At 52.2% G+C, this 13,791-nt stretch carries 11 protein-coding genes; 5 read left to right on the top strand and 6 right to left on the bottom strand.

From position 1 onward, the window contains the following. Positions 1-172 precede the first annotated feature (172 nt). Both FFI95_RS15020 and FFI95_RS15015 read left to right on the top strand, forming a co-directional pair. Positions 173-1,201: a porin gene (locus FFI95_RS15020; protein WP_144823851.1), complete on the top strand. Its 1,029-nt coding sequence runs from the start codon at positions 173-175 to the stop codon at positions 1,199-1,201. A 98-nt stretch (positions 1,202-1,299) separates the two neighbouring features. Then, complete coding sequence (locus tag FFI95_RS15015) at positions 1,300-2,193, top strand: CYTH domain-containing protein (protein WP_144823850.1); 894 nt, start codon at positions 1,300-1,302, stop codon at positions 2,191-2,193. On the opposite strand, the gene mgtE is transcribed toward FFI95_RS15015, so the two are convergent. Both mgtE and FFI95_RS15005 read right to left on the bottom strand, forming a co-directional pair. After that, entirely contained in the window at positions 2,182-3,525 is a 1,344-nt protein-coding gene (gene mgtE / locus FFI95_RS15010; protein ID WP_144823849.1) for a magnesium transporter, read from the bottom strand. The genes FFI95_RS15015 and mgtE overlap by 12 nt on opposite strands. 18 nt (positions 3,526-3,543) lie before the next feature. Continuing rightward, positions 3,544-4,719 carry a potassium channel family protein gene (locus tag FFI95_RS15005; RefSeq protein WP_144823848.1) on the bottom strand — a complete coding sequence of 392 codons (1,176 nt, stop codon included), beginning with the start codon at positions 4,717-4,719 and terminating at the stop codon, positions 3,544-3,546. 78 nt (positions 4,720-4,797) lie between these two features. Between FFI95_RS15005 and glnE the strand changes: the two genes are divergently transcribed. From glnE to FFI95_RS14990, 3 genes are all read left to right on the top strand, one after another. Further along, complete coding sequence (gene glnE / locus FFI95_RS15000) at positions 4,798-7,701, top strand: bifunctional [glutamate--ammonia ligase]-adenylyl-L-tyrosine phosphorylase/[glutamate--ammonia-ligase] adenylyltransferase (protein WP_144823847.1); 2,904 nt, start codon at positions 4,798-4,800, stop codon at positions 7,699-7,701. A 79-nt stretch (positions 7,702-7,780) separates the two neighbouring features. Continuing rightward, on the top strand, positions 7,781-8,704 hold the full coding sequence (locus tag FFI95_RS14995) for a branched-chain amino acid transaminase (RefSeq protein WP_144823846.1): 924 nt from the start codon (positions 7,781-7,783) through the stop codon (positions 8,702-8,704). Positions 8,705-8,808: 104 nt separating this feature from the next. Beyond that, a complete protein-coding gene (locus FFI95_RS14990; RefSeq protein ID WP_186312033.1) occupies positions 8,809-9,531 on the top strand; it encodes a 3-deoxy-D-manno-octulosonic acid kinase in 723 nt (240 codons plus the stop codon). On the opposite strand, the gene FFI95_RS14985 is transcribed toward FFI95_RS14990, so the two are convergent. The 4 genes from FFI95_RS14985 to FFI95_RS14970 form a co-directional block, all read right to left on the bottom strand. Further along, positions 9,514-10,620, bottom strand: a complete 1,107-nt coding sequence (locus FFI95_RS14985; RefSeq protein WP_144823844.1) for a glycosyltransferase family 4 protein — start codon at positions 10,618-10,620, stop codon at positions 9,514-9,516. The genes FFI95_RS14990 and FFI95_RS14985 overlap by 18 nt on opposite strands. Then, complete coding sequence (locus FFI95_RS14980; RefSeq protein WP_144823843.1) at positions 10,617-11,903, bottom strand: O-antigen ligase family protein; 1,287 nt, start codon at positions 11,901-11,903, stop codon at positions 10,617-10,619. Before FFI95_RS14980 ends, FFI95_RS14985 begins: the two co-directional genes overlap by 4 nt. After that, positions 11,864-12,868: a WavE lipopolysaccharide synthesis family protein gene (locus FFI95_RS14975; protein WP_144823842.1), complete on the bottom strand. Its 1,005-nt coding sequence runs from the start codon at positions 12,866-12,868 to the stop codon at positions 11,864-11,866. Before FFI95_RS14975 ends, FFI95_RS14980 begins: the two co-directional genes overlap by 40 nt. A gap of 154 nt (positions 12,869-13,022) precedes the next feature. After that, a partial coding sequence (locus FFI95_RS14970) for a WavE lipopolysaccharide synthesis family protein (protein WP_222120411.1) occupies positions 13,023-13,791 on the bottom strand: 769 nt, incomplete at its 5' end.

Raw genomic sequence — 13,791 nt, 5'->3', positions numbered from 1 at the left:
AACTATAAGGCCTGACTATGTGCAGGTCTCAACAATAAGAAACGTTGCTGTAATGTTTCTGATGTAGCATGCAGCAAACCTGAACCTGGAGCCGCCAGATGTCTGGGGCGCCTTACAGAAACCGGGATTTACCCGTTGTTAAAACCTGAAAATTCGCAAAAGGACACAGGACATGAAAAAAACACTCATTGCCTCCGCAGTCGCTGCCGCTACCATTTCCGGCACGGCGATGGCGCAGGAAAGCAACCTGCCAACCATTTACGGTAACATCCAGTACGCCATCACTCACGACAACTTTGATAATGGCCCTTCAGAGGTAGACCATTTCGACAACGGTTCTACTCTGGGTATTCTGCACGATCACGAAATTGCTCCGGGCATTACCGGCTTCTTCAAGCTGGAGCTGGAAGACATTGACGCTGACGACAAAGCCAACAGCAGTGGCATCGATGGCCTGGACGAAGCCTACATTGGTGTAAGAGGCGACAGCTTTGGTCAGGTGTGGGTTGGTTCTGACGATTCAATGTATGAAACCTCTGTTGATGAGATTTCAAACCTCTTTGAAGTAGCAACCATGAACCTCACGGGTCTCTACGACACTGGCGAAGGCGATCTGGTTCAGTATATGTCACCGTCTTTCGGCGGGCTGACGCTGGGTGCTGCTCTTCAGATCAATGGTGACAATAAGGAAGGCGGAAAGTCCTATCCTTATCAGCTGGCCGCTATCTATGAAGTTGATGCTCTGGAACTGGCGTTCTCCATGGACTCCAACGATGGTTCTACCGAGTATTCAAGCAATGACCTCAGAACTCCGAAAAACAATGAAAACACCTACGGCCTGCGTGTTAGCGGAAACCTGGACAACCTGCGCCTGACAGGTCAGTTCCAGACCCGTAAAGACGTGGCTGACATCTACGGCCTGATGGGTGTTTATACCCTTGGCAAGAACCAGTTCGCGCTTGCGTATGAGTACAAAGAGCTGGACGGTGACATGAAAGATGCTGCTGGCGGTGAAAGCAAGCAGGACACCATCACCCTGCAGGCGCTGCACAACCTGTCTGACCACATGTATGTGTACGTTGAAGGCTACCTCGGTGGCGGCGACGAGCGTTGGGGCTATGATGCCAACAATGACGGTAATATTGATGGTTATGCCGACGAGCGCTCCATGGCAGCAGTTGGTGCCGTATACTACTTCTGATTTGCTGAACAGCTGATCAGTTAGTATAGAAAGCCGGTGGCCTCAGGGTCACCGGCTTTTGCGTTATGGGTTCACAGAATTTAAAAGAGGCGAAGGCTATGGCCGAAGAGCTGGAAATCAAACTGAGTCTTGAGCCAGGCGTCCTTGCGCAGGCCCGGGACTGGCTTCTGGCGCAACCTGAAGCCGAAAAAGGGAGCAGGAAATCCCTGGTAAACTGCTACTACGATACGCCAGAAGCCGGGCTTAACCAGCAACAGGCGGCTCTGCGTGTACGCCAGGCCGGGAATCAGTATGTCCAGACACTGAAAACCCGGGGTGAGTTTGTTGACGGCGCGCACAAGCGCGAAGAGTGGGAGTGGCCGGTCCCAGGGCCTGAGCTGTCACTGGCGTTGCTGGCGGAAACACCCCTGGGTGATCGTATTAACCTGGCCTTGTTGGCACCGGTGTTTGAGACCAACTTCACCCGTCAGGTTGTGATGCTGAACGACGGCGAGGCCGTGATTGAATGCGCGCTCGACGATGGCGTGATTGCCGCCGACGGCCAGGAAAAACCTTTACACGAAGTGGAGTTTGAGCTGGTGTCCGGCGATGCTTCACGCTTGCTTGTGTGGGCCGAAAAGCTGGCCCGACAGTGCCCGGTGTTTCTTAATCTGGTGAGTAAGGCAGAGCAGGGGTATCACCTTGCCGGCTTGCATCCGGGGGTGACGGATGAAGATGCAGGCGGGCATGACAGCGCCACGGATGACGTTGACCGCTTTTTGCAGCAGCTCAGCCGGGCCTGGCTGGAGCAGGGCCGTGTCTCTTTTACCGGCCTGGATATACCCGTGCTTGAGGCTGGCGCTGAAGCCTGCGGGCAGGGGCAGGCCTTTCGCTTACTGATTAAGGACCTGTCTGCAGGCCAGCCTTTGCACAGAGTGCTTGGCAGGCCAGAGCTTGGTCAATGCCAGCTGGGCCTGCTGGCGAACCGGGTAAGAGAGTCGTCAGGTACCTAAAATAACGGTGGCAATGCTGAAGTAAATCAGCACACCGCTCACGTCGGCAATGGTGGTAATCAGCGGAATGCTGGCAGAGGCCGGATCCACGCCCAGCCTGTTAAGCAGAAGCGGCAGCAGAATGCCGATCAGCCCGCCGGCGAGTACAACTGCGATCATGGTTATAGCGACGGTTGTGGCAATGGCAATTTCGGCGCGGAATATACCCACGGCCCACACGGTTATGGCCATGGTCAGGCCCAGGGCGCTGGCTACCAGCAGTTCCTTGTTGAACAGGCGAAACCAGTCGCGATTTACCACCTCACCGGTTGCAATTCCCCGTATCACCAGTGTTGCGGACTGGGCGCCGGCGTTACCGGCACTGGCTACCAGCAGCGGCATGAAGAACAACAGCGCCAGATGGGCACCGATAATGTCCTCAAAATGCGCAATACCGGCACCGGTGAAAATATTGGCGAAGACCAGAATCACCAGCCACTGAATACGGGAACGGTACAGTGAGAAAGGCGGCGCTGTGGCAATGCCCGTGTCCAGTTTACTGACCGACCCGCCCTTGTGAATGTCTTCTGTGGCTTCTTCCTCAATCACATCCATGGCATCGTCGTAGGTGATAATGCCCGTGAGGTGATTATTATCATCCAGTACCGGCAGGGCCAGCAGGTCATATTTAGTGATCAGCCTGGCCACGTCATCCTGAGCCGTATCCGTGTGAGTCGACACCAGGCCCGTTGCGAGCAGTGAATCAACAACAGTGTCCGGCTTGGCAATAATCAGCCGGCGCAGAGACACTACGCCAATCAGGGTACCTTCTTTATCAACCACGTAAGACTGATAGATGGTTTCTTTGTCTTCCGCGGTCTTGCGCAGAATATCAATGGCTTCACCTGCCGTAATACCTGATTCAAAAACGGCATAATCCGTACTCATCAGGGCCCCGGCGGTGCCTTCGGGGTAGGCCAGAAGCGCGGTCAGATCTTTACGGTCTTCTTCGTTAAGTTTTCTGATCAGTTGCTTCTGGCGGGGTTCTTCCAGCAGGTTAAAAAAATCAACCCGGTCATCGGACGGCATTTCTGCGGTCAGCAGCGCAAGCTCACCCAGCGGTGTCTCTTCCGTCAGTTCCAGTTGGGTGCCCGGGGTGGTGAACCCCAGCACTTTCGCCCGCAACGACATGGGGAGGTTCTGAAACAGGGAGCGGCCGGTTTCATTATCGATATTCTGCTCGATAAATTCGGCAAGGTCGGCCGCGTTGAACAGTGTTGCCGCGTCAACAATGACCTGTGACCGGCCGGATGCTAGCGCATCCACCAACGGCTGGAAGAGTACGGATTCCATAGACAGAGCCTGATAAAGTTATTCAGTATGAACGGAGGAGGCTGGCGAATCGGTGATGGTCGCATTTTTCTGCACGCTTCTCCATTCCTCAATAAACGTCCGGTAGCGCTCCAGGGCTTCTTTAACAACCTCGATGCCGGGGGTCTCGCTGGATTTCACCAGAACGATTAACCCTTTGCCTTCAATCGCCTCATTCACGGGCGGGTGACAAATGACTTCATCGTCTGCATCTATATAGGCCAGAGCTGTGCCAATGTCATGGCGAATCAGGGCGCTGACGATATCCGCCCAGTTGAGTTCGCTGAGCTCCAGATCGTAGCGGCGTGGATGATCCTGTTCGTAATTGAACATGTCTTCCAGCACTTTTTCCGACCCGGGGGCGACCACCGAGCGCACCATGATTTCAGGGTAGGTGCGGACCGGGCGGATGATACCCCTTACGCCCAGCTCTTTGAAGCGGGCACGGTTGGTATCAGTGACACACTCAACGGTAGCTTTGTGGCTGAGGTTCAGTTCACTCAGCCGGTGCGATATATCGAAGGTCAGGCTGTCGGAATGCAGGTCAGACTCGTCGGACGCCAGTACCACAATATGTTTGGCGCTACCGGCATGGACGGCTTTCAGGGCATCGGGATCAAACCCTGATCCGTGAAAGTGCACAATGCCCAGATCTGCCAGTTCCGCTGGCAGTCCACTGGGGAATTCCCGGGTCAGTAACATGATGGGAATGGATTCATAACCTTCAACAGCGCGGATCTGTGTTGCAAAGCGCATGAAGTAGGTGGTGCCACCATGTTTGGGGGTGTTGATAATCACAATGTGGTTATTCATTTTGTAGATCCAGCGTCCGGTGAGAATGCGTTCCCGGCGATAGAACCGGTACTCGATAAAATCGCTGATAATGAGCGTCAGCAGAGTAATTGCGCCAACGAACATAAGCAGAATGGTGCTTGTCCGGCCAATAAAGGTGGCCGGCGCGTAATCTCCGTAGCCAACCGTGGCAATGGTGGTCATTGTCATCCACAGGGATTCAAACAGAGTCAGCTCTTCTGCGGCCCAGATAATCAGTACCTGGGTGGTCAGCAAAATCAGCAGAATTATGAACAGGCGTTTCATCCGTTTCCGGATAAGCCCTCCCATGGGGACCTGGCCTCTGGCATGTTCGGGATTTAGGGGGATACGGTTTCTCAGCATCCGGCACTGGCCTGTTCAGTCGTGGGTGAGTTCGGTATACAGTAACGGAAATATAACAGAGAGACAGGGGTTTGCGTTATGTCCGAGCCGTGGAGTGGCTTACCGTTGCCGCTGGCACAAGAGGTTGCCGGTTGCTGGTCGTCGGTTTTTCCGGAGGGCGTGCCGAACTGGTTGCTGGCGGGAAACCGTATTTCCACTGCGACAGTGGCCCAGGCCATGGCCCGGAGTCTGTTCCTGCGCCAGACCCTGGAACGGCATCCGGAACAGGTGCAGGCGTTACTTCAGTCCCGGTGTCTGAGTGAGCCCACCACGCCTGAATACCTTGAGGCACGCTGGCAAGAGTACCTTGCACAGGTTGCCAGCGAAGCCGATCTGCATGCCGCGCTACGCTATTTTCGCCGGGAAACACAGTTTCGCATGATCTGGCGTGACCTGATGCGCTGGGCAGACCTTGATGAAACCATGACGGCGGCCAGCAAGTTTGCCGAGGTGTGCCTGCAGGGTGCGCTGGACTGGCTGCATGAGGCCGCCTGTGAGCAGTATGGCACACCCTGGGGGGCTAACCCTGTCTCAGGCGTGGAGGCACCGCAATCGTTGATTGTGATCGGTATGGGCAAGCTGGGCGGGCGAGAGCTGAACGTATCGTCGGATATTGATCTGATTTTTGCGTTTCCTGCCAAAGGGGAAACCCGGGGTGGGCGCCGCTCCCTGGATAATCAGCAGTTTTTTATCCGCCTGGGGCAACGTCTGATACAGGCTCTGGACCAGATGACCGCCGATGGTTTTGTGTTCCGGGTAGATATGCGCCTGCGCCCCTACGGGCAGAGCGGGGCACTGGCGCTGAGCTTTGCGGCCCTGGAAACCTACTACCAGGACCAGGGCCGTGACTGGGAACGCTACGCCATGGTGAAGTCCCGGGTTGTGGCCGGGGACCCAGAGGCCGGAAAGGTCCTCATGGAAAGTCTGAGGCCCTTTGTGTATCGCAGATACATTGATTTCAGTGCCTTTGAATCCCTGCGCAATATGAAGGCGATGATCAGCCGGGAAGTGCGCCGGCAGGGACTGGAAGACAACATCAAACTCGGAAGTGGCGGCATTCGGGAAATCGAGTTTGTGGTGCAGGCGTTCCAGTTGATCCGCGGTGGTCGCGACCGGGAACTGCAGCAGCGGGAATTACTGACCATCCTGCAAGAGCTGGAAGCACTTGAGCTGCTGCCTTCGCATGTGGTGCGCGAACTGCGCGAAGCGTATGTATTTCTCCGTAACCTTGAGCATGCGCTGCAGGGTATAGAAGACAAACAGACCCAGTTGCTGCCGGAGGACACACTGTCACAGGCGCGGATTGCATTGATCATGGGCTTTGAAAACTGGGCTGACTGCGAGCAGGAGCTGAAACAGCATCGGGACCGGGTGGCAACACACTTCGCCAATATTATCGCCACAGAAGACAGCGAGGCCGACACGCAATCCCCCCTTGATGAGCGTTGGTTTGAGCTCTGGCTGGCGGAAGCTGATGACGCCTCGGATACCAAGTGGCTCAGTCGTCACGGGTACGAAGATCCGGCCGCTAGCCTGAAGGCAGTTCAGGGTCTGAGAGACAGCCGTACGGTGCAGACGCTGCAGACCCAGGGGCGCAAACGCCTCAACCGTTTTATGCCCGTATTGCTCGAAGCGCTGACAGAGGTCGCAAACCCCTCAGAAACCCTGGAGCGCGTGTTGCAACTGGTTGAAGCGATTTTGCGACGCACCGCCTATATGGTCCTGCTCCTGGAAAACCCCGGGGCCCGCACCCAGCTGGTGCAGCTGTGCAGCGAGAGCCCGCTGATTGCGCGCCGGCTGGCGGCCACGCCACTGTTGCTGGACGAACTGCTTAATGCAGAACACCTTTACAGCCCGCCGGCAAAGGAAGAGTTGCAGGACGAGCTGCGACAGCAAATGCTGCGTATTTCCTACGACGATCTGGAAAACCAGATGGAGTCGCTGCGGCACTTTAAAAAAGCGCACACGTTGCGGGTTGCCGCCTCGGAACTCAAAGGCACCCTGCCACTGATGAAGGTGAGCGATTACCTGACCTGGATTGCAGAGGTTGTTCTGGATCATGTGGTGGATGTGGCCTTTGCCAACCTGGTGGCACGGCACGGTTACCCCGGCCGTGCCGACGGTGCCAGTGGCGAAACGGATTTTGCGGTGGTCAGTTATGGAAAGCTGGGGGGAATTGAGCTCGGATATACCTCGGATCTCGATCTGGTGTTTATTCATAATGCTGATCCGGAGCTGGCAACCGACGGCAACAAACCAATCGACAACGCGGTTTTCTATACTCGCCTGGGCCAGAGAATTGTGCACATACTCAATACCCAGACACCGTCGGGGCTGCTTTACGATGTTGATATGCGCCTGCGCCCGTCCGGTAACTCGGGGCTGCTGGTAAGTACACTTCAGGCCTATGAAAAATACCAGCGCAACGATGCCTGGACCTGGGAACATCAGGCACTGGCCCGGGCTCGTGGTGTTGCTGGCAGCCCGCAAACCCTGGCCGCATTTGAAACTGTGCGGCATGATATTCTCTGCCAGAAGCGGGATAGCGACCAACTGCGCCGGGAAGTGGTGGAAATGCGCGAGAAAATGCGTGCCAATCATGGCACCCCGCCGAGCCGCCAGGACGAAACCTTTCACATAAAACACGATAACGGCGGCATCGTCGATATCGAGTTTATGGTGCAGTATCTCATGCTTGCATGGAGTGCAGATTACCCGGAGCTGACCCAGTGGTCCGATAATATTCGCCAGATGGAAGCACTGGGCCAGGCTGGCGTGCTTCCTGTAGAGGATGCAGAGGGGTTGCGCGAAGTCTATATAACACTGCGCTCATGCATTCACCGGCGGGCACTGCAAAATCTGGATGACAAGGTGGAAGGCCAGGCGTTCAGTGAAGAGCGCCAGTACGTGCGGTCTGTGTGGCAGAAAATCATGGGCAGTTAATGCGGTGGGTGTCGTTCCACAGCGCATTCCTGCTAGAATATCGAATCCCCGAAAATCGCTTTTTTAGGAGCAACGAAGAATGTCGATGGCTGATCGCGATGGCGTTATCTGGCTGGATGGAGAAATGGTGCCCTGGCGTGATGCCAAGACCCACGTCCTGACCCACACTCTGCACTACGGCCTGGGCTGTTTTGAAGGCGTGCGCGCGTACAATACCGCGAATGGGCCGGCCATCTTTCGCCTGCAGGATCATACCGATCGCCTTTTCCGTTCGGCCCACATCCTGAACCTGACCATGCCGTTCAGCAAAGACGAAGTGAACGATGCACAGTGCGCCGCAGTTCGGGAAAACAACCTCGATGAAGCCTATCTGCGCCCCATGGTGTTTCTCGGCTCTGAAGGCATGGGCCTGCGAGCGGATAATCTGAAAGTGCATGTCATGGTTGCCGCCTGGAGCTGGCCTTCGTATATGTCACCGGAGGCAAAGGAAAGAGGCATCAAGGTTCGTACGTCGTCCTACACGCGCCACCATGTGAACATCACCATGTGTAAGGCCAAGGCGAACGGCAACTACATCAACTCCATGCTGGCCCTGAACGAAGCCATTTCAGGCGGAGCCGAAGAAGCACTGTTGCTGGATAACGAAGGTTATGTGGCAGAAGGTTCCGGTGAGAACATTTTCATGGTGCGCGATGGTGTACTGCATACGCCGGAGCTGACCTCATGCCTGGAAGGCATTACCCGCGCCACCATCATCGACTTTGCCAAAGACCTGGGTCTTGAGGTGAAAGAGCGTCGCATCACGCGCGATGAAATCTACGTTGCCGAAGAAGCCTTCTTTACCGGTACGGCCGCTGAGGTGTTGCCCATCCGTGAGCTGGATGGCCGTGCCATCGGCGCTGGCAAGCGTGGACCGGTGACCGAAAAGCTGCAGACTATGTATTTTGATGCGGTGCAAGGGAAATTGCCGGAGCATGGTGACTGGTTGACGTTGGTTAAGTAAGTTGGCGTATCAGAATTGACTGCTCACTAAGCCGCTCTTTTGTCATCTCAAGGGCGGCTTTTTTATTTAAGTAATTAAAGAAATACTTCCAAAGAGGTATGCACGTGGGCTCTGGTGACGAAGTAAGAGTTCAAATCAACGGCATTACTACGCTTGTGGCTGCGGAGTATGCAGGTGATTTCAATACAAATTGGTTTGATCCAGCATTCTGGGGCAAGAAGGCTGCCCCTGTTTCCGCGGGAGGGCGCGGTAGCGCGTGGTTTATTGAGCTTCCGGGCCAGTCGTGGGTTTTGAGGCAATATCAGCGTGGAGGACTGGTGAGGAAATTGGTGCGGTCCCAGTATCTGTATACGGGCGAAAAACGCGTCAGGTCGTTTGCAGAGTTCAGGCTGCTTCAACGGATGGTTGCTAAAGGTCTGCCGGTTCCAGTACCTGTTGCAGCCATGTACAATTTGAAAAATGGTTGGTATTCAGCGTCAATTGTTCTGGAGCGTCTCGGAGGAGTTTCGCCAATGGGAAGCATCATTGAACAGTTAAAGGATTCAGACTGGGCCAGTATTGGGCATACAATCCGCGAGTTTCACGACCAGAACGTTTTCCATGCAGATCTTAACTGCTTCAATATCTTGATCGGTGCTTCAGGCGTTTACGTGATTGATTTTGATAAAGGTTATATTGATCCAAAGGCTGACCGGGATACGCCCTGGAAACATTCCCAGTTGACGCGACTAAAACGGTCATTGAGGAAAGTACTCACTAATAACCTGGACAGGGGGTGGCGCTCCTTGATGCAGGGCTATCAGGGCAACTCACCCAGGAGTCACTGACGCCAGTATCTTGCGCATTTTCATTTCCTGAGTTTTCATTGAGTAGTTTTTGGCAAGTTCTACTGATGCCTGTTCCATTTTTACGAGTTGTTCACGATCATTCAGTATTCCGAGTATAACATCGCCCCACTGTTGCAGTTCATAGCCGTGTATCACTTCCGGAACAGCTTCATCGAGCATAAGCTCTGAAGCACCCACATTACTGCTCACAACAGATGGGGTACCGCAAGCAAGTCCTTCCAATACAACCCTGCCATACTCCTCTAATAAAGCTGGAAACACATGAAGGTCCAGAGCATGAAAAAGTTGCTCAACGTGTGCAACCGGGTTCATAAAGTGAATGTGTGCTTTTAAATTGTGTGTTTTTATCTGGTCGGCAAACCGGGATGTGCCTGACTTGCCGACAACTAAAAAGTGCGCGGGCGATTGCAGCCTCTCGTTGATATAGGCTGCCAGATCGATGAAAAAACTCACATTGCGCTTCGTAAAGTCACCGGAGGTAATTAGGCCGATCAGGTGTTCATTGTCTGTAAGACCCAAGTCCTGCCGAATCGCTTTGCGGTGGATGATACGGTTCTGAGAATTGAATCTATCCGTATCTACACCTTGATGGAAAACACGGATTTTATGGGGGGCAACACCGTATCTCTCAATAAAGTCTCGTGCCATCAAACGGGAGTTCGCGATCAGAACTCTATAGGTTGACTCTGAAATAATCGAATCGTGGAACGGTGCAACATCGATCTTTTGAGTGCCGCACTTTTCTTCGTGAAGTCTCACGCAGTTATGCATTACCAGGATATCATCACTGTGACTATCACCATGGCTTATGAAAAGGTCAGTTGGATTCTTCCGTCTCCAGCGTTGAACACACTTGTCAAACCAGACTCTGCGAAAGGTACCTTTTATAGGCCATCGCATTACCCGGACCAGGTCCGCATCACACTCAGAGAGTATCTTGGAGGAGTAGCATTCGCTTAGTATGGTTATTTCATAACCTAACGACCTCAGATAGCCACAATGTTCGATAACATTTCGGACGGCTCCCGTGTACTTCTGAATCTGACGGATAGCAATTGCGGCCTTCAAAGAATTCTCTCCTTTTGCTTAACGCTTAAAAACCAAGCTGTTAGGCTATAGAGCAGACCAAAACTCTGTAAAACTCGCCGCTGGTCAAACAGTGTTATTGTCAGGCCAAAAAACAAGAAAGATAAAAAAATGATACTTAAGGTAAGCGCAAGTACTTTGCTTGCTCGGTCGGAAACCGTTTTTTCAGAGGCCAGGTAGAACAGGGGCACAGTCACCAGCAACAGGAAAAGGAACACGCCAATCAGCCCGTGCGAGGCCAGCTGGTATAAGAACTGACTGTGTGGCTCAGATGAAAATTCCGACATAATAGGCTTGAGCTCATCCTTTTCAATCCGGTCAAAAATCTCAGTTCTATAAGCAGAAAAGCCTGAGCCTATAAAAGGGGAGTGGGCAGCGACCTCTAATGAAGCATCCCACATCATGAGCCGCATACCTACTGAGTTATACATCTGCCCATCATTAATTTTACTAACTTCCTGGATCGTTGCATCATAACGATCGGAAAGTGGTGGTATGAAGTTAATGGACAAGCCTGCCGCGAGCATAACCAGCACGAGGGTAATAGTGAAATGGCGTATACGGTTGCGTGAAATGCTGAACCAGAAACCAATGACGAGGAGAGCAATAACGAGCGCCATGACGCCTCCCCTGGAACCGGCCTGGATAAATGCTAACAAAGAGCCAGCACCGCCAACGACTGAGATAACAAACCAGTGACGACGTGTTTGTAACGCAGAAGCGCCGCAACACAGGATGAATACAATTAGCGCAATGTTGCCAAAATGAATAGCGTGCACTAAGCCGTCCAGCCTGCCGGCACCATCATCCAACAACCAGTAAACCAAAAAAACTATACCGCTGAGAGAAAAACAGAGCAAAAGATCTTTAGTGCGGAAATTCAAGTGATAAAATAGCAGAGTAACAGGAATACAAATGAGCAGAAGCGTGTGCCTCTGAAATCTGGACTTTGCAAAATCACTGGAATCGATGAAATGGTAGATCAGAAAAGACCAAATGACGAAAGCCAATGGCAGCGACAGGAGCAGAAGTAGCCTCCTATCCCGAATGATTGACTTAACAATAGTGGGCTTACTTGCAAACGCGGCAATTCCCAAAACACCTAAAAGGTACCATACTCCACTGCCATACCCTTCTATTATCAAGCTCAAAGCAGGGAAAGTACCAATTATGAGTAGTAAAGCGTAATAGTAAAAACTGCTTCCGTTGAGGTTAAATCTGGTTATCATAAAGCGGCCGATGATTGTTTGTATTTCTGTTTCCAAAGCTTAAAAGCAGTTTCTAGCCTGGCAGGGTAAACGTAAATGATGCGCTGCCCGAAAAGGCGAAGCTTTTTATATAACGGCGTATGGGGCATTTCAGGGTCGCAAAACCTGCGGTAGAGCTCTTGCCATTCCCAGTGCTGCCATTGGGCGCATTTTCCTTTTTGCCTGGCAATCCGGGCGTTCCCCGAAAATCTTCCTTTAAGGCTTAGCCCTAACTCTTCGGGGGAAGCTATAACAAGGTTGTTGGCGTAATAACCATCGGATAGCTCGAGCTTTTGACGGGAGTTGTCAAAAAGCCCATCAAGCTTTATCGAGCCGTCGAATTTTTTTAACGTCCTGAGCCAGAACATCTGAGTGCAGTCTATGATAAAGCCGTGGGCTAACGCGTTTGCTTTGGCAGCTTGCTCGGGTGAAACATCATCAAGCAGCTCAAGATCCCAGATAGCAAGTAAATCTTCCGTTAATCCGTAGTAGAAAAAATCACTCAAGTGAAAGGCGACCTTGAAACCTTTAGCGTAGCGCCGGGTAAAGACGTTGCTGACCACTACCCGCTCACGAAAAATTCGGTGGCTTTTACATCGCTTCGGGTACTGGCTTTGAAGTTCGACAAACCCATTACCGGTAAGGTAGTTGTCACTTCGCAGCTTGATAGCGTAAGGCGTTGATACCTGCCTGAGGCCGGCTAGTGTTGAGACAATCTGGCGGTTGTTGTTGTAATATTGTGGCTGACCATCACTGTAAAAGTTACGTATGTTCGGGCCTGGATCTTCCGAAATAACCAGCTCGTCATAGTCCAGTCCTGCTAGTTGTTGATCAGGCCAGGTAGAGAGAATAATATGAGCGCCGGGCAGAAACGTTCTTATGGATGACAGGCACTTTTGGGTGATGCCTTCTTCCTGCTCACGCCCTTTCAGGGATTGTACTGGGCCCTGAACAACAACACTGATGTCTTTGAAGTTTGTCAAAGCTGTTACCCTTTGAGCTGTACGCTAAGTGTTATGTGTCTCCCCGGCATGCGCCGGTAGTCTAGAGGTAGTATATTATTTGAGCTTCCGAAGAGAGCAGTCTAGTATATCATCGATGGGATCAGTCGGGCCGGATTCTTAGCGAATTTTTAACTCAAGATTTGATTCGAAACCGGCAAAACCACAAGCGAATGTGTTGCTTCAAACCGCTGATAAAATATTGAACAGTGCGTGCAGATAAACGCTTTAAGGTCAGCCCGACGCTACCCTCGACTTCAAATCCTGGATCGACAAAATGTTTATAAAGTTGTTCCCACCGCTTGAGTGTATAGTGAGTATAGGGAGCTCCATCATTTTGATCGAGCCTGTCAGGCACCTCCAAATCCAGCTCAGCGCGCTCTGCAATTATTAGATTGTTAGCGATAATTTTCCGGGAAAGTTTTACCTGCTCTCTGCCAGCTCCAAACTTATGCGGCATTTTTATGGGTATGTGTTTGTTAATGAAAGAAAGCCATAAAATTTGTTCAATATGAAGGTCAGGCCAAGGGTATAGCTTGCTTTGGCGCTTGCCCGCCAAATTTTTATCATATTGGTAATCTTCAATTAACGGAATGTCCCACAACGCTAAAAGGTCCTCTGAACGACCAAACTGAAAAAAGTCAGAAGGGAAAAATGGTATAGGGAGCCCCTGGGAGTATTCTTTTGCAAATACGTTTGAGCTTACAATTCGTTCTTTTGTAAGCTTGTACTCTGATACTCGTTTGGGATAGCGGAGGAGTAAGCTCTTGAGTCGGGCTGAGTTCGTGAATTCAGATAATAACTGCAGCACTTTGGCGTAACCAGGTAGAGACGGGAGGGCCGTCGCCGGTACCCTCACGGGCTTTACCGACCAAAGTGAAGCAGTGATGAAGTACCGACAACTA

The organism is Marinobacter piscis, from assembly GCF_007671655.1.
Taxonomy (GTDB): Bacteria; Pseudomonadota; Gammaproteobacteria; order Pseudomonadales; family Oleiphilaceae; genus Marinobacter; species Marinobacter piscensis.
The sequence above is the reverse complement of the archived record's forward strand: the minus strand, read 5'-3'. Positions and strand labels throughout refer to the sequence as shown.